This window comes from Leifsonia xyli subsp. cynodontis (assembly GCF_050632205.1).
Lineage (GTDB): Bacteria > Actinomycetota > Actinomycetes > Actinomycetales > Microbacteriaceae > Leifsonia > Leifsonia xyli_D.
The window spans coordinates 3,197,688-3,213,854 of sequence record NZ_CP192578.1 but is presented as its reverse complement, the minus strand read 5'-3'; the positions used below and the strand labels follow the sequence as shown (position 1 = coordinate 3,213,854).

The following is a 16,167-nucleotide window of genomic DNA, read 5'->3' as shown; positions in this document are numbered from 1 at the left end:
GGGCTAAGGGATGAGGAGGGTGCGGAGCACGGAGCCGGACTCGAGGTCCTCGAAGGCCTCCGCCGCTTCGGCGAGGGGTCGCCGGCCCGAGATCAGGGGGTCGAGCTTGAGCTGGCCGTCCATGTACCGGTCGACCAGCGCGGGGATGTCGATGGAGGGGCGCACCGAGCCGTAGTTGGAGCCGAGGATGCGCTGGTCGGCCTCAGCCAGCACCAGCGGCTCGAACGACGCCTTGGCTCCTGTCGGCGGCAGACCGACGATGACCGCGGCGCCGCCCAGGCCGAGCATCCGGATCGCCTGCTCGGTCGTGGAGGTGCGGCCGATGGCGTCGAACGCGTAGTCGACACCGTCGGGGATGAGGTCGAAGAGCTGCTCCACCGCGTCCGCCTGTGACGCGTCGATGCGGTCGGTCGCCCCGAACTGCAGCGCCATCTGCGTCTTGTCGGCCAGCACGTCGATGGCGACGATGCGCTCGGCCCCGGCGAGCTTGGCGCCCTGCACGACATTGAGGCCGACGCCGCCGCAGCCGATCACCGCGACCGTCGAACCGGGCTCGACCGCCGCCGTGTTGAGCACCGCTCCGACGCCGGTCGCGACGGCGCAGCCGACGACGGCGATGATGTCGAGCGGTGCGTCGTCGCGCACCTTCACGGCGCCGGAGGCGGGGACGACGACCTCCTCGGCGAACGAGGAGACGCCGAGGTAGTGGTGCACGGGCTCGCCGTCGCGGGAGAGCCGCGAGGTGCCGTCGAACAGCACGCCCTTCGGCGCCACAATGGTGGCCACCTTCTGGCAGCGCGCCTCGTGCCCCGAGCGGCAGTAGCGGCAGTCGCCGCACGGCGGGACCCAGCTGAGGACGACGTGATCGCCGACCGCGAGTGACGTGACCCCCGCTCCGAGTTCGGTCACGATGCCGGAGCCCTCGTGCCCCATCACGAGCGGAGCCGGAGCATCCCACTCGCCGCGCTTGACGTGCAGGTCGGAGTGACAGACGCCGGCCGCCGCGATCTTCACGCGCACCTCACCCGGTCCGGGAGCGGCGAGCTCCACCTCCGTGAACTCGATGGCGGCGGATGGTGCGGTGAAGACGACGGCCTGCATGGGTACTCCTTCGTGTGCGGGTCTCGCTCGATGCTAGGAAGCGGTCCGGCGGCCTGTCATTCACCGAAACCGTGATCGCCCGGCCTGCTGTTCGACATTTCGTACACTGGCCTCGTGACCCGCGACATCGCCTCCATCGCCCGCTCCCTGGGCGGCCGCACCATCGAGGGGCGCCTGGATGCGGGCCTGCGGGTGGATGCCGTGGTCGCCCTCGACGACTTCTCCGTCGTCGGACATCCCTCCTTCGCCACACTGGTCGTCGCCAGCGCGAGAGCCGCGACGGCCGCGCTGGCCCCGGAGGCCGAGCGCCGCGAGGCCCTGCAGCAGGCGGTCATCGTGGCCCACGGCGAGGATGCACGGCTCCTCGCCGCACTCAAGCGCACCGGAACGACCGCAATCGTCGGCACCGAGGTGTCGGACGAGCTGCTCGGGCCCGTGCTCACCGCGCTCCTCGCGGTCGACCAGGCCGCAGAGGACCGCGCGGTCACCAGCGCCATGAAGGTGCTGACCCTGGCCGCGCGGCGGGGCGGCGTCTCCGGTGTGGTCGCGGAGCTCGCCCACCGCATCGACGGCTGGGTCGTGCTCCTCGACCGGCACGGGCAGGTCATCACCAGCGCTGGAGCCGGGGGCCTGCACGTGCAGGATGCGATGGCCGTCGCCCTCTCCCGGCCGGTCCGGGTTCGGCACCGCGCCCTCCAGGTGCACGTCGTCGGCTCGGGTGAGGACCTGTCCGCCCGTCTGGTGGTGAGCCCGCGCACCGAGTCCTCGAGCCGCGCCCGCGAGCTCGGCTCGCAGGCCGCCGCGCTGCTCGACCTCCTGCTCCGCACCGACGACCCCAGCCGGACCGAGCGCCTCGGGCGTGCCCTGATGATCGACGCCCTGCTCGCCGGCGGTCCGGCCGCCGTGTCATTGCTGCGCAGGTGGGGCGTGCACGAGACCTCGCTCACCGCCTTCGCCCTCACCGCCCGGTCCGCCTCGGTGGAGGTCGAACGGCTGGTGTCGCACTGGCTCGACGAGCTCGGCGCCGCCCACCTCCACACCGAGCGGTACGGCGTCGTCACCGGCTTCCTGCGCGACGACCAGGTGGATGCCGTGGCCGCGCGCGTGGAGGCGTACTCCTCCGCCGTCTTCCTCGGGCTCGGGACGTCCGCGCCGACCGATGCGCTGGCTCCGAGCGCGGCGGAGGCCGGTCACGCCGTGGAGTCCGCCCGTGCGGAGGGAAAGCGCGTCGTGCGCTACCGCGCCATCCCGACCATCTCGCTCGTGCTCGACCGCCTCGGCGAGAACGACACGCGGCGTGTCGCCCGGCTGCTCGACCCCCTCCGCGACGAGACCGGACGGCACGGTGAGCTGACCGAGACGCTCCGGGTCTTCCTCGCCGAGAACGGTGCGTGGGGTGCGGCCGCCGAGCGCCTCGGCGTGCACCGCCAGACGCTGACCTCGCGCATCCACCGCATCGAGGGGCTGGCCGGGCTTTCGCTCGCCGACGCTGACGACCGTACCGCGGCCTGGCTCGCCCTGCGGGCGCTGCACGCCTGAGCGCTCAGCGCGTGACGTCGTCGCGCAGTACCGCGACCGGCGTGACGATGACCGTCTCCAGCCGGCTGACGACCTCCAGGTAGTCCGCCGTCCAGATGATCCGGACCGCGGTGACCATGTCGTCGGCGTCCTCCGCCCGGTCGACCACCGCCGCCGCGAGACGTGTGACCATCGTCGGGTCCGTGGGCACCGGCTGGGGAAGCGGCCCGAGGGCGACGAGCTGCTCCGCCATCCGCCGGTACCAGCTCTCGAGACCGGTCAGTGCGTCATCCAGCGCGCTCCGGGCCTCCGCCGTGTGGCGGTCCGCGGCCGGCTGCCCGCCCCAGAGCTCTACGATCGCGTCGCTCGCCAGCCGCACTCCTGCCACTCCGGTCACCGAGGCGGAGACCTCGGCCAGCGGCCGCCGCTTCGCACCGCGCTCGGCGAGGTATGTGCGGAACGCGTCGTCGAGCCGCCTGGACGCGGCAGCCGCCCGCGTCGCCTGCGCCCGGGGCTCCGCCACGCCGTCGCGCTCGCCCACCCCGTAAGCCACAGCGGCCCGGAGGTACGCGATCCCCTCGCGGTACGCGTCGGCGATCGCCCGGCGCAGCGAGGCGGCGGCGCCGCGCGGCCAGAACAGCACGCCCACGACCAGGCTGACGGCACAGCCGAGGGCGACATCCTCGATCCGGATGAGCCCGACCGTCCACCCGGTGGGCGCGATGATGTTGAAGAGCAGGACGAGAACGACCGTGAACGCGGCCTGCCCCGCGGCGAACGAGATCGCCGCCGGCGCGACCCCGGCGATCAGGATCGCGACCGGCAGGACCACCCAGAGCACCACCGGATTCGCGCCGATGACGAACAGGACGGCCGCGCCGAGGAGGACGCCGGCCACCGTGCCGAGCACGCCCCGCAGCACGGTCTGCCCGGTGCTCAGCGCGTTGGACCGCAGCACCGAGAGCGTGCCCAGCACCACCCAGAAGGAGTGGTCCACGCCGGTGAGCTTGGCCAGCAGCACCGCCAGTCCGAGTGCGATCGCACCGCGGATGCTGTTGCGCAGCCAGACCGAGTTCCAGCCGACGAACGCGCTGGCGCGCTCGGCGGCCGCGGCGACCGGTCCGCTGAGGCCGCCCGGCTGACGGCCCAGCATCCGCTGCCACCACGACCTCCGCTCCGCCCGGGCCGTCAACGAGATGTTGCTGCCGACCGTCGTCACCGCGTAGGCGAGCTCCTGAGCCCGGAAGCCGGGGTCGAGGGACGTGAGCATCGCGTCGCTCGACCCGCCACCGCGTCCGCTCGTCGCCGGAGCCGTGAGCATTGCCGCCTCCACCTCGACGCGGGCGTCCGCCAGGCGGCCCAGCGCGGCATCCAGTGGCGCGGGATCTGCGCCATGCTGCGCCAGCACGACGGCACCGGTGTCCAGCACGTCGGCGGCAGCGCTCTTAACCGTCCACGCCGCCGCATGGGTCGGTCCGGGAATCACGGACGGCGCTCGGCCATAGCGGTCGAACTGGGTCATCACGGAGTCGAGCCAGATCAGCTCGTCGACCAGCCGCACGATGGTCCGCGCCGGAGTGCTCAGCCCGGTCGGCCGGTACGGCGCCGCCAGGAACGCCTCGTGGAGCACGGCCACGCCGGCGTCCGCCTCCGCGATCGTGCGGTCCCGCTCCGCGGCCAGCGCCGGATCCCCTCCCCTCGGACGTAGGCCGACTCGGCGCGAAGCCGTGCCGCGAGCGCGCGGATCGCATCCACCGCCGGCCCCCGCAGGGCGTTCCCGCGCCGGGGCCGGCCACAGCACCGTCACGGCGACGATCGCGACGACCGCCGCGATCCCCCACCCGAGCAGCCGCGGGCCGAGGGATGCGGGGGTCCCAGGAAGCGTCACCGGCAGGATGAACGACAGCAGCAGGGAGGTGCTGGCCGACGCCGCGACCGAGCTGACCGATCCGGCGAACAGCACGACGAGGGCGACCACCGCCATCCCCACCGCCGACAGCCAGACCGGCTGTGCGGCGAGCGTGCCCAGCGTCACGAGCACGGCGCCGACGACGGCCAGCGCCACGAGCGCCTGCACCCGCTCGCGCAGCGGTCCGCCGAAGTCGACGAAGAGCAGCATCGCGAACGACCCGAACACCGAGAAGAACGCCACATCCGGGTTGCCGATCACCCGGCTGCCGAACGCGAACAGCAGCGGCATCACGATCGCGGCCCGGCCCGCGCGCCGCAGGGCGCTGAACCCCGGGTCGTGTCTGCTCAGCCACTCCCTGACGCGCACTCGGCCCTCCTCGCGCTCACCCTATTGGGCCACGAGTTGCGAGGGAACACCCGCGGAGAAGGCCGCCGGAAACGACTCAGGCGCCCGATTTCTCGAGCGCCTGATGTGTCCGTGCGCGAGGGGGACTTGAACCCCCACGCCCTTGCGGGCACTGGCACCTGAAGCCAGCGCGTCTGCCAATTCCGCCACTCGCGCGAACCCAGGAACTCTAACACGACGTCCGGACCGTTCACGAATCGGGTCGTCCTCCCGCAGACTGATCTTCACCGGATAGCCAGGGGGTTTTCCAGGGTTCCGACTAACATGCATGTAGTCATCGAGCCGGGAGCGGGAGACTGTGGGCATTCTGGACAACTTCGAGCGGGGGCTCGAGCGCGCGGTCAATGGCGCGTTCGCGAAGACCTTCCGCTCCGGGCTGCAGCCGGTCGAGCTCACCAGCGCTCTCCGCAAGGAGCTCGACACGAAAGCGGCCGTGGTCGCGCGCGACCGCGTGCTCGCGCCCAACCGGTTCGTGCTGCGCATGTCGAGGGCCGACTACACGCGGATGCGCTCCATGGGCGCGGCGCTCACCGACGAGCTGATCGACTTCGTGCAGAAGCACGCGGCGACCCAGCACTACCAATTCGCGGGCGGCATCTCCATCGAGCTCGAGGAGGACGCGGAGCTCACCGAGGGGATGCTGCAGGTCGAGTCCGAGAACGTGAAGGGCGACGTCGCCTGGACCCCGGTGCTCGACATCAACGGCACCCACTACCCGCTGGGCCACTCGCGCACGGTCGTCGGCCGCGGCGCGGACGCGGACATCACCGTCGACGACACGGGCATCTCGCGCCGGCACGTCATGATCACCTGGGACGGGCACCGCGCCCAGGTGGAGGACCTCGGCTCCACCAACGGCACCAAGCTCGACGGCCAGCCGCTGCGCAAGGCCATCCTCGAGCCCGAGTCCGTCATCACGCTGGGCCGCACGCGCATCGTGTTCCGCGTGCTGCCCCAGGCGGCGCCCGGCGGAAGCGGAGCGGATGCGACGCGCCGCCACGACGTCGGCAACTTCTGGAGCCCCTCGTGAACCCCAGCGAGCTGACCCTGCTGGTGCTGCGGTTCGGCTTCCTGCTCCTGCTGTGGCTGTTCGTGTTCGGCATCGTCTACGCGCTGCGCACCGACCTGTTCGGGCAGCGCGTGCGCAAGCTTCCGGAGTCGCAGGCGGCGGCCCCCGCCTCCCCGTTCCCGGCGGCGAGCGCCCCCGCCCCGGTCCCCTCCCCCGTGGCCGCGCCCGCCGGACCGACCGAGCCGGTCATGAAGCCGGCCCCGGTCTCCACCCTCCCCTCCGGCGCGAACCGCGCGAGCGGGCACACCAACGCGAGCGTGCAGACCGCCCGACGCCTCGTCATCACGTCCGGGCCGCGCGCCGGGACCGAGCTCCCCCTCGGCCGCGACCCGATCACCGTCGGCCGCTCCAGCGAGTCGAACCTCGTCATCCGCGACGACTACACCTCCACCCACCACGCCCGCCTGCTCCTCTGGAACGACGAGTGGATGATCCAGGATCTCGACTCGACGAACGGCACGTTCCTCGACGGCCGCCGCGTCACCGTCCCGACCCAGGTCCCGCTCGACACGCCGATCAAGATCGGTACGACCACGTTCGAGCTGCGGCGGTAACCGGTGGCGGCGAACAAGGCGGCGGCGCTCTCCCACGTCGGGAAGATCCGCTCGAACAACCAGGACTCCGGCTACGCCGGACGCCAGCTGTTCGTCGTCGCCGACGGGATGGGCGGTCACGCGGGCGGCGACGTCGCCTCCGCCATCGCCGTCACCCGCATCCGCGAGGCCGACCGGGAGTACGAGACGGCCGCCGAGGCGGAGTTCGCCCTGCAGTCCGCTCTCATCGCGGCGAACTCGCTGCTCGCCGAGACAGTGTTCGAGCATCCGGAACTGACGGGGATGGGCACCACCGTCAGCGCACTGGTGCGGGTCGGCGACCAGCTCGCCTTCGCCCACATCGGCGACTCGCGCATCTACCTGTTCCGGGACGGCGAGCTGAAGCAGGTCTCGACCGATCACACCTTCGTGCAGCGCCTGGTCGACAGCGGACGCATCACCGAGGAGGAGGCGATGGTGCATCCCCGCCGCTCCGTGCTGATGCGCGTGCTCGGCGACGTGGACGCCTCGCCCGAGATCGACACCTGGACGCTCGACACACGACCCGGCGACCGCTGGCTGATCTGCTCCGACGGCCTCAGCGGCGTGGTGAAGCACGACGACATGCTCGCTGCCCTGGCCTCCAAGGACGGCCCCAAGCAGGTGGCCGAGCGCCTCCTCAAGCAGAGCCTCGACGCGGGCGCCCCGGACAACGTGACGGCGGTGGTGCTCGACATCGGCGACACGGCACGCGGCGACATCATGAAGGAACCCGTCACCGTGGGCTCCGCCGCGTCGCCGCTGCAGTTCGGCGTCGAGCCGAAGCCGACCACGCGCGCGGCGCGCCTTCCCGGACTGCGGCTGCACCCCATCCGGCCGGCCACCGGCCCCACGCACTTCGAGCCGCAGTCGGAGGACTACCTCGACGAGCTCATCGAAGAGGATGCGCGCCGCGCCCGGCGCCGGCGCCTCACCTGGATGATCGGCCTGATCCTCCTCGTCGTCGCGATCGTGCTCGCCATCCTCTTCGGGTACCAGTGGACGCAGTCCCGCTACTACGTGGGCGCGTCGCCCGACGGCAAGGTCGCCATCTACCAGGGCGTCCAGCAGGGCATCGGGCCGATCGGGCTCTCGCACCTGTACGAGGAGACGACCCTCTCGGTGAACGACCTTCCCGCATACGACAAGCAGCAAGTGGAGCAGACCATCAACGCCGACGACCTGCCGTCGGCCAAGACGATCGTGGAGCAGCTGAGCGATGCCCGCGGACAATAGGGCCACCGCGCCCCGCCAGACCAGGCCTCCCCGGACCGCCACCGGGCCGGTGAAACGGCTGCGCCTGCCCGCGAAGCTGCGCAACCTCGAACTCTTCCTGCTCGTGATCGCCTGCGGGATCAACGCCGCCGCCATCGTCCTGGTGCAGCTGGGCGCCCTCGGCCACATCGATCTGACGCTGGTCTACCTCGGCGCGGGTCTCTCGGCGCTCGTCATCGCGATGCACATCGCGCTGCGGTTCGTCGCGCCCCAGGCCGACCCGTTCCTGCTGCCGATCGCGACCATCCTCACCGGGATCGGCATCGCCGAGATCTATCGCATCGACATCCATTTCAAGGACGCCGGGTGGGACAGCGCCGGCGTCAAGCAGATCGTGTGGAGCGCCATCGCCATCATCTGCGCGATCCTCGTCGTGGTGCTCATCCGCAACCACCGCATCCTGCAGCGCTACACCTTCCTCTTCGGCCTCGCGGCCTTGGTGCTGCTGCTCCTGCCGATGCTTCCCGGCATCGGCAAGGAGATCTACGGTGCGCGGGTGTGGATCGGCATCGGCCCGTTCAGCTTCCAGCCCGGCGAGATCGCGAAGCTGTGCCTCGCCGTCTTCTTCGCCGGCTACCTGGTCCAGACGCGCGACTCGCTCTCCGTCGTCGGCCGCAAGTTCCTCGGCATCCGCTTCCCGCGCGCCCGCGACCTCGGCCCGCTGCTCGTCGTCTGGCTGATGGCCATGGCCGTGATCGTGTTCCAGCGCGACCTCGGCACCGGTCTGCTGATCTTCGGCCTGTTCCTGGTCATGCTGTACGTCGCGACCTCCCGCATCAGCTGGGTGATCCTCGGCCTGCTGCTGATCGTCGGCGGTGCGGTGGCGGCGAGCCAGCTGCTGCCGTACGTGCACGACCGCTTCGCGAACTGGCTCACGCCCTTCTCGCAGAACGTGTACGACGCACAGGGCGGCAGCTTCCAGCTCGTGCAGGGCCTCTTCGGTCTCGCCCACGGCGGCCTGATCGGCACAGGGCTCGGCCAGGGCCAGCCGTGGATCACGCCCGTCTCGCAGAGCGACTACATCATCGCCAGCCTCGGCGAGGAGCTCGGCCTCGCCGGTCTGTTCGCCCTCTTCGCCCTCTACCTCGTGTTCGTGGCCCGTGGCCTGCGCATCGGATTCGCCGGGCAGGATGACTTCGGCAAGCTGCTCGCCGTGGGCCTCTCGTTCACCGTGGCGCTGCAGTGCTTCATCGTCATCGGCGGCGTCACCCGGGTCATCCCGCTGACCGGCCTCACGACGCCCTTCCTGGCAGCGGGCGGCTCGTCCCTCGTCGCCAACTGGATCATCGTGGCGCTGCTGCTGCGGCTGTCCGACACCGTCCGCAATCAACCCCGGCTGGTGGTGAGTTGACATGAACCGCGAGATCAAGCGCGTGAGCACCATCGTGCTGGGGATGTTCCTGGCGCTGCTCGTCTCCACGTCCATCCTGCAGGTGTTCTCGGCGGACACCCTCAACACGGATGCGCGGAACACGCGGGCGCTGAACGACAGCTACTCGGCGCAGCGCGGAGCCATCCTGGTGGCCGGGCAGCCGGTCGCCCAGTCGGTGCCGTCGAACGACGTCTACAAGTGGCAGCGCGTCTACAGCAACGGCCCGCTGTACTCGGCCGTCACCGGCTTCTTCCCGATCAACGGCGAGCCGACCGGACTCGAGGGCGCGCTCAACGCGAAGCTGAGCGGCTCCGCCAACTCGCAGTTCTTCGACCGCATAAACGCCATCCTCACCGGCAAGAACCCACAGGGTGCGACCGTCGAGACGACGATCGACCCGGTGGCGCAGCAGGCGGCGTGGGATGCGCTCGGCGACCAGCAGGGCGCCGTCGTGCTGCTCGCGCCCAAGACCGGCAAGATCCTCGCGATGGTGTCGAAGCCGACATACGACCCGAACGTTCTCGCGTCGCACGACGGCAAGGCGGTCGACGCCACCTACAACCAGCTCCTGTCCGCTCCCGGCGACCCCCTGATCAACCGGACCATCGGCGGCAACCTGAACCCGCCGGGGTCGACATTCAAGCCCGTGATGAGCGCCTCCGCCTTCGGCACCGGCCAGTACACGAAGGACAGCCAGCTGCCCAACCCGGCGTCGCTGCCGCTGCCCGGGTCCGGCACGGTCGTGAAGAACGACTCCCTCACCACGTGCGGCCCCGGTGCCACGGTGTCGATCGCGACCGCGCAGATCCTCTCCTGCAACATCCCGTTCGCCGAGCTCGGGATGCAGCTGAAGCCCGAGGTGATCAAGGACCAGGCCGACAAGTTCGGGTTCAACCAGTCGCTGACCATCCCGACCAAGGTCGAGAAGAGCGTCTACCCGCTCTACACCGACGCCGCCGAGCGCGCCCTCGGATCGTTCGGGCAGATGGACGACCGGGCGACTCCGCTGCAGATGGCGATGGTCTCGGCGGCGATCGCCAACGGCGGGACGCTGATGGCGCCGAACCTCGTGGAGTCCATCCGCTCGGCGGATCTGCAGACCGTGGAGAGCTTCCAGGCCACGGAGTTCTCGCGCCCGCTGAGCCAGCAGAACGCCGACACCATCAAGCAGATGATGGTCGACGGCGTCGATCACGGCGTGGCGAGCAATGCAAGAATAGGTGGGGTTCAGGTCGGCGGTAAGACCGGTACGGCGCAGAACGGTGAGAACGACCCGTACACGCTGTGGTTCACCGGTTTCGCGCCGGCGAACGACCCGGAGTTCGCTGTGGCTGTAGTTGTCGAAAATGGCGGTGGACAGGGTCAGAGCGGCTCGGGTAACTCCATCGCCGCTCCGATCGCGAGGAAAGTACTAGAGGCGGTGCTGAATAAATGAGACCCACAGCAGGGCTCACCTTCGGGGGACGTTACGAGCTGCAGTCGCGGATCGCTATCGGCGGCATGGGCGAGGTGTGGCAGGCCACCGACCTCGTCATCGGCCGTACCGTCGCCATCAAGATCCTGAAGGACGAGTACCTCGGCGACCCGGGCTTCCTCGAGCGCTTCCGTGCGGAGGCGCGGCACGCCGCCCTCGTCAACCACGAGGGCATCGCCAACGTCTACGACTACGGCGAGGAGGACGGCAGCGCCTACCTCGTGATGGAGCTCGTCCCCGGCGAGGCGCTGTCGAGCATCCTGGAGCGGGAGCACGTCCTCAGCACCGACCGGACGCTCGACATCGTCGCGCAGACCGCCGCCGCCCTCCACGCCGCCCACGCCGCCGGTCTCGTCCACCGCGACATCAAGCCGGGCAACCTCCTGATCACTCCGGATGGGCGCGTCAAGATCACCGACTTCGGCATCGCCCGGATCGCCGACCAGGTGCCGCTGACCGCCACCGGCCAGGTCATGGGCACCGTGCAGTACCTCTCGCCGGAGCAGGCCTCCGGACACCCGGCCTCGCCGACGACCGACATCTACTCGCTCGGTATCGTCGCCTACGAGTGCCTGGCCGGGCGCCGCCCGTTCACGGGCGAGTCGCAGGTCGCCATCGCCATGGCGCAGATCAACGAGGCGCCGCCGGAGCTCCCCGCGACCGTCGCGGAGCCGGTGCGCAACCTCGTCTTCGCGTGCATCGCGAAGAATCCCGCCGACCGCCCGGCGTCCGCCGCTCACCTCGCCCGTGCCGCCCAGGCGCTGCGCCGCGGCGACGTGCGTGCGGCCGCGGCATCCGTCCCCGCCATCCTCGGCGGAGCCGCAGCGACCGATGCGGCGACGGTGCTCATGCCGTCGCCCGCCGCGGTGCCGACCCAGGCGACCACCGTGCTGCCCGCGACCGCGGTTGCGCCCGTCGTCGAGGAGGAGGCCGTCGCTCCGGTCGAGGAGCGCAAGCGCAGCCGCTGGACATGGCCGCTGATCGCTCTGATCGCGCTCCTCGCGCTGGTGCTCATCAGCGGGATCATCGCCCTGGTCGCCCAGCCGAAGCCGGCCCCCACCACCTCGCCGGTCGTGACTCCCACCACCCAGCCGTCCTCTCCGTCGCCCTCCCCGACGCCCACGAGCAACACCGTGCAGATCACCGAGAGCGACTTCCTCGGGCTCACCGCCGACCAGGCGCGCGACAAGCTGCAGCAGCTCGGGATGGTCGCCGACGTGGCGCAGGGCAACGCGGCCACCACGCAGGACCAGGCGAACAAGGTCTACTCGGTGAACCCCACCGGCCCGGTGCCGAAGGGCTCGACCATCGCCGTCAAGGTCTACGGACCGGTCGCCCCGATCCCCACGCCGACGGACACGGTCTCCGCGACTCCTCCGTCGGGTCAGGGCGCGCCGAACACGCAGATCAGCGTCAGCTTCGGCTCGGCCACCTGCCCCGCAGGTCAGAACCTCGTCGGCCGCCGGCTCTACGTGAACGGCCAGCCGCAGACGCCGGTCAACGACACCAAGATGGTGTGGTCGCCGAGCTCGACCGGCACGTACAAGCTGACCTACACGATCTTCTGCGGCGAGTCGGTCGAGTCGGGCCAGTCGCCCGCGCTCACCTACGAGGTCGTCACCGCCACGCCGACTCCGGGCGCCGGCGGCGGCACCGGCACGGGAGGCGGCGGCAACGGCAACGGCTGACCCGCGGCGGTCAGCCTCCGGCGGTTACTCAGCCGGGCCCCGCTACACTAACCGGAGTTCAGCACGCAGAAGGAGTCCGCATTGAGCCCAGATAGCCGCCTGCTCGCAGGCCGATATCAGGTGGGCGAACTCATCGGCCGGGGCGGCATGTCCGACGTGCACCGCGGCACCGACACACGCCTGGGCCGCACGGTCGCCATCAAGCTCCTGAAGCCGTCTCTGGCGACCGACCCCGCCTTCCGCACCCGCTTCCGTCAGGAGGCGCAGGCCGCCGCCCGCATGACGCATCCGACGATCGTGCGCGTCTTCGACGCGGGCGAGGAGACCGTGCGCGAGCCGAACGGCCACGAGGCGCAGCTGCCCTTCATCGTGATGGAGCACGTCGACGGCGTCCTCCTGAAAGACCTCATCAAGCGCGGGCCGCTCGAGGTGCAGGAGGCGGTGCGCATCACCGAGGGCATCCTCACCGCTCTCGAGTACTCACACCGAGCGGGCGTCGTGCACCGCGACATCAAGCCCGGCAACGTCATGATCACCAAGGCCGGTCAGGTCAAGGTGATGGACTTCGGCATCGCGCGCGCCATCAGCGATTCCTCGGCCACCGTCGCGCAAACGACCGCCGTGCTCGGCACGGCCAGCTACTTCTCGCCGGAGCAGGCGAAGGGCGAGTCGGTGGACGCGCGCACCGACCTGTACTCGACCGGCGTCGTGCTGTTCGAGATGCTCACCGGGCGTCCTCCGTTCCGCGGCGACACCCCGGTCGCCGTCGCGTACCAGCACGTCAGCGAGACGGCGGTCGCGCCCAGCACCGTGAACCCCAAGGTGTCCCCCGCGATGGATGTGGTGGTCGCCCGGGCTCTCGCGAAGGACCGCTTCGAGCGCTACCAGACGGTCGCGGAGTTCCGCGCCGACCTCGAGGAGGCCGCCGCCGGCCGCGTCCCGAAGCGCAAGCACGAGGACGAGTTCGCCGAGACCCTGTTCGGCGCTCCGCCGAGCTCCGTCTCCGGCCCGGAGGCGGCGTTCCGCCAGCTGGCCGAAGACCAGACCATGACCCGCACCCAGCGCCGGCCACCGGTCATCTGGATCTGGGCCGGCATCGCCATCATGGCGGTCGTCATCGTGGCCGTCCTGGCCTGGGTGCTGCGGCTCGCTCCGAGCACGACGATGCCGGAGACCTCCCGCAAGGTGCCGAACCTCTCGGGCCAGACCCTCGACAAGGCGACCGCCGAGCTCGACGACATGAAGCTCAAGTGGGTGAAGACCACCGAATCGAGCCCCACCTACAACCAGGGGCAGGTGATCCGCACCGATCCGGGCGCCGGCATCGTCGTCGCGACCGGGGACACGATCACGGTCTACGTCTCCACCGGCAAGAAGACCGTCACCGTGCCGGATGTGCACAACATGACCGTGGATGCGGCCACCCAGGCGCTGCAGCAGGCGGGTCTCACCGTCGGCCCGACCACCTCGGAGAACTCGCCGAGTGTTCCGGCCAACGTCGTCATCTCCACCGACCCTGCGCCTAATGCGTCGGCGCACGAAGGCGACGCCATCGGCCTGCACGTGTCGAGCGGGAAGGTGACGCTCACCGATCTCACCGGGCAGACCATCCAGGCCGCCACGGGCATCCTGTCGCAGCTGGGGCTCACCGCGAACCCCAAGCCGGATGCGTCCTGCCCGCAGGACAAGGGCGCGACCATGGTGCACACCCAATCGGTGGCTCCGGGGGACGTGCCGCAGGGGACGACCGTCGACCTGACCTACTGCTCGGGCTGACGCACCGCGCCCGCTGAGCGCCCGGTCGGCTCCGGTCAGCCCAGCTTCACCAACGGGTTGAGGGTGCGGGACGCCTCGGCGGCTCCCGCCAGGCCCGCGACCTCGAGCCAGTTGCCGAGCATGCGGTATCCGCCCTCGGTGAGCACCGACTCGGGGTGGAACTGCACGCCGTAGATCGGCGCCTCCCGGTGCTGCAGCGCCATGATCACGCCGCCGGCCGTGCGAGCGGTCACGTGCAGGTCGTCCGGCAGCGTACCGTCGACGACCGCGAGCGAGTGGTACCGCGTCGCGGTGAACGGCTGGGCCACGCCCTCGAAGAGCGGGCTGTCGTCGTGGCCGACCTGCGAGGTCTTGCCGTGCATCAGCTCCTCCGCGTTCGTCACCACGCCGCCGAAGGCCTCGGCGATCGCCTGGTGGCCGAGGCAGACGCCCAGCAGCGGCTGCCCGGTCGACAGCGCCTGCTCGACCGCCGGAATGGAGACCCCGGCGTCGGCGGGCTTGCCCGGCCCGGGCGAGATGAGCACCGCGTCGTACTCGGCGAGCTTCGCGGGAAGGTCCTCCACCGCGATGTCGTCGTTGCGCACGACCTCCGTCTCGGCTCCGAGCTCGCGCAGGTAACCGTTCAGCGTGTAGACGAAGCTGTCGTAGTTGTCGATGACGAGTACGCGGGTCACGGCCCCACGGTACCTTCCTGCGGCCCGAGGAGCGAATCCACCCAGGGGAACACCCAGGTCACCAGCGCGAACAGTGCGACGGCGATCAGCGCCAGAAGGATGAGGAGGCGCAGCCACCACGGACCGGGCAGCACCCGCCACAGAGCTCCGTACACGGTCAGCCTCCCTGTCCGACCGCCGCGGCGATCTCGCTCGGAACGTCCTGCGGCGGCGCGAACGACTGGAACACGCTGTAGGCGATCAGCCGCTCCCCGGCGTGGAACGGCGGGTTGCAGGTGGTGATCGTCATGAACCGATCGACCGGTGTCGCGGCCGGCTGCCGCGGCACGGGCAGCAGCACGCCGACCGCCGAAGGCTGCACGTACTCGAAATTGCGGAACGTGTACGTGTACCAGCCGTCCTTCGTCTGCACGTAGATGCGGTCGCCGATGTGGAGCTTCGACAGGTCGATGAACGTATTGCCCCATCCCGAGTCATGACCGGCCACCGCGAAGTTGCCGACCTGACCCGGCATCTGCGTGTCGATGTAGTGGCCGACCCCGGCGGTGTAGCTGTTGAGGACGCGTTCGGTGTCGACCGTCTGCCGGATCGTGCGCTTCCAGTCGGCGCCGAGGCGCGGCACGTAGACCACCGCGAACGGCTCGTACGGAGCAGGCTTCGCGAGCACCGGCGGATCGACCTGCGCGGTCGTGGTGCCCGGCGCCGGCTTGGGCGCCTTCATCGCGTCGTCGATCCACTTCTGACTCTGCTGCGCGGCCGCCGTGGTCTGCTGGCCCGCCATGACGAGGTTGTTCCACCAGATCTGCCACCCCAGGAAGAGGAGCACCAGGATGCCCGCGGTGATGAGGAGCTCGCCGGCCACGCCGAGCACCGTCGGACGCCGATGCGGCCGGCGTGGCCGGCGCATGCGAGGCTCCGAGGTGGTCATGTGCCACATTCTAGAGACGGCTCGCTGGGAAACGGCACGGCGTACGCGGCCGCCTCCCCTGTTCGGGGGCCTCAGGAAGCGTCCGAGCTTCCCCGCTAGACTGGGGTGCTATGGCACGCAGCAAGTCGAAGACGAAACCCGAGCGACCCGCCCGCGCAGACCGCACCGCAGCGGCATCCGGAGAAGAGGCCCCGAACCCGGTGTGGTTCAAGCCGCTCATGTTCGGCTTCATGCTGCTCGGCCTCATCTGGATCATCGTGTTCTACGTGAGCCAGAACCAGTACCCGATTCCGGCGCTCGGCGCCTGGAACATCCTCGTGGGCTTCGGCATCGCCTTCATCGGGTTCCTCATGACGACGCGCTGGCGATAGCGCACCGCACCCTCCGTGCCTCGAGCCCGGGT

General features: G+C 70.5%; 14 protein-coding genes and 1 tRNA gene. 9 read left to right on the top strand and 6 right to left on the bottom strand.

All coding sequences use genetic code 11. From position 1 onward, the window contains the following. Positions 1–3: 3 nt before the first annotated feature. Positions 4–1,101, bottom strand: a complete 1,098-nt coding sequence (locus ACQ86M_RS16060) for an alcohol dehydrogenase catalytic domain-containing protein (RefSeq protein ID WP_431246154.1) — start codon at positions 1,099–1,101, stop codon at positions 4–6. A 114-nt stretch (positions 1,102–1,215) separates the two neighbouring features. Here ACQ86M_RS16060 and ACQ86M_RS16055 point away from each other — a divergent pair, with 114 nt between their 5' ends. Next, the gene (locus ACQ86M_RS16055; protein WP_431246153.1) at positions 1,216–2,640 is read left to right on the top strand and encodes a PucR family transcriptional regulator; all 1,425 of its coding nucleotides are present in this window, start codon (positions 1,216–1,218) and stop codon (positions 2,638–2,640) included. Positions 2,641–2,644: 4 nt separating this feature from the next. Here the strand turns inward: ACQ86M_RS16055 and ACQ86M_RS16050 are convergent, their stop codons facing one another. Together ACQ86M_RS16050 and ACQ86M_RS16045 are read right to left on the bottom strand one after the other, a co-directional pair. After that, the gene (locus ACQ86M_RS16050) at positions 2,645–4,897 is read right to left on the bottom strand and encodes an FUSC family protein (protein ID WP_431246152.1); all 2,253 of its coding nucleotides are present in this window, start codon (positions 4,895–4,897) and stop codon (positions 2,645–2,647) included. Positions 4,898–5,009: 112 nt separating this feature from the next. Then, a tRNA-Leu gene (locus tag ACQ86M_RS16045) sits at positions 5,010–5,092 on the bottom strand. Positions 5,093–5,234: 142 nt separating this feature from the next. Here ACQ86M_RS16045 and ACQ86M_RS16040 point away from each other — a divergent pair. The 7 genes from ACQ86M_RS16040 to pknB all read left to right on the top strand — a co-directional run bounded on the left by ACQ86M_RS16040 (position 5,235) and on the right by pknB (position 14,162). Beyond that, positions 5,235–5,966 carry an FhaA domain-containing protein gene (locus tag ACQ86M_RS16040; RefSeq protein ID WP_431246151.1) on the top strand — a complete coding sequence of 244 codons (732 nt, stop codon included), beginning with the start codon at positions 5,235–5,237 and terminating at the stop codon, positions 5,964–5,966. Next, a complete protein-coding gene (locus ACQ86M_RS16035) occupies positions 5,963–6,559 on the top strand; it encodes an FHA domain-containing protein FhaB/FipA (RefSeq protein ID WP_431246150.1) in 597 nt (198 codons plus the stop codon). Before ACQ86M_RS16040 ends, ACQ86M_RS16035 begins: the two co-directional genes overlap by 4 nt. Positions 6,560–6,562: 3 nt before the next feature. Next, entirely contained in the window at positions 6,563–7,813 is a 1,251-nt protein-coding gene (locus ACQ86M_RS16030) for a PP2C family protein-serine/threonine phosphatase (RefSeq protein WP_431219602.1), read from the top strand. Continuing rightward, the gene (locus ACQ86M_RS16025; protein ID WP_431246149.1) at positions 7,797–9,203 is read left to right on the top strand and encodes an FtsW/RodA/SpoVE family cell cycle protein; all 1,407 of its coding nucleotides are present in this window, start codon (positions 7,797–7,799) and stop codon (positions 9,201–9,203) included. Before ACQ86M_RS16030 ends, ACQ86M_RS16025 begins: the two co-directional genes overlap by 17 nt. Position 9,204: 1 nt before the next feature. Next, positions 9,205–10,659: a peptidoglycan D,D-transpeptidase FtsI family protein gene (locus tag ACQ86M_RS16020; protein ID WP_431246148.1), complete on the top strand. Its 1,455-nt coding sequence runs from the start codon at positions 9,205–9,207 to the stop codon at positions 10,657–10,659. Then, positions 10,656–12,386, top strand: coding sequence for a serine/threonine protein kinase (locus ACQ86M_RS16015; protein ID WP_431219599.1), 1,731 nt, complete (start codon positions 10,656–10,658; stop codon positions 12,384–12,386). The genes ACQ86M_RS16020 and ACQ86M_RS16015 overlap by 4 nt, the downstream gene beginning before the upstream one ends. Before the next feature lie 81 nt (positions 12,387–12,467). Next, a complete protein-coding gene (pknB, locus tag ACQ86M_RS16010) occupies positions 12,468–14,162 on the top strand; it encodes a Stk1 family PASTA domain-containing Ser/Thr kinase (RefSeq protein ID WP_431219598.1) in 1,695 nt (564 codons plus the stop codon). A 35-nt stretch (positions 14,163–14,197) separates the two neighbouring features. Here pknB and ACQ86M_RS16005 read toward each other — a convergent pair whose 3' ends face one another. Genes ACQ86M_RS16005 through ACQ86M_RS15995 form a run of 3 tightly spaced genes read right to left on the bottom strand, consistent with a single transcriptional unit; the run spans position 14,198 to position 15,764 of the window. Continuing rightward, positions 14,198–14,836, bottom strand: a complete 639-nt coding sequence (locus ACQ86M_RS16005; protein ID WP_431219597.1) for an anthranilate synthase component II — start codon at positions 14,834–14,836, stop codon at positions 14,198–14,200. Further along, positions 14,833–14,991, bottom strand: a complete 159-nt coding sequence (locus tag ACQ86M_RS16000) for a hypothetical protein (protein WP_431219596.1) — start codon at positions 14,989–14,991, stop codon at positions 14,833–14,835. The genes ACQ86M_RS16005 and ACQ86M_RS16000 overlap by 4 nt, the downstream gene beginning before the upstream one ends. A 2-nt stretch (positions 14,992–14,993) precedes the next feature. Further along, positions 14,994–15,764 carry a class E sortase gene (locus ACQ86M_RS15995; protein WP_431246147.1) on the bottom strand — a complete coding sequence of 257 codons (771 nt, stop codon included), beginning with the start codon at positions 15,762–15,764 and terminating at the stop codon, positions 14,994–14,996. Between the two features lie 110 nt (positions 15,765–15,874). Between ACQ86M_RS15995 and ACQ86M_RS15990 the strand changes: the two genes are divergently transcribed. Next, positions 15,875–16,135, top strand: coding sequence for a cell division protein CrgA (locus ACQ86M_RS15990; RefSeq protein ID WP_431219594.1), 261 nt, complete (start codon positions 15,875–15,877; stop codon positions 16,133–16,135). The last annotated feature ends 32 nt before the right edge of the window (positions 16,136–16,167 follow it).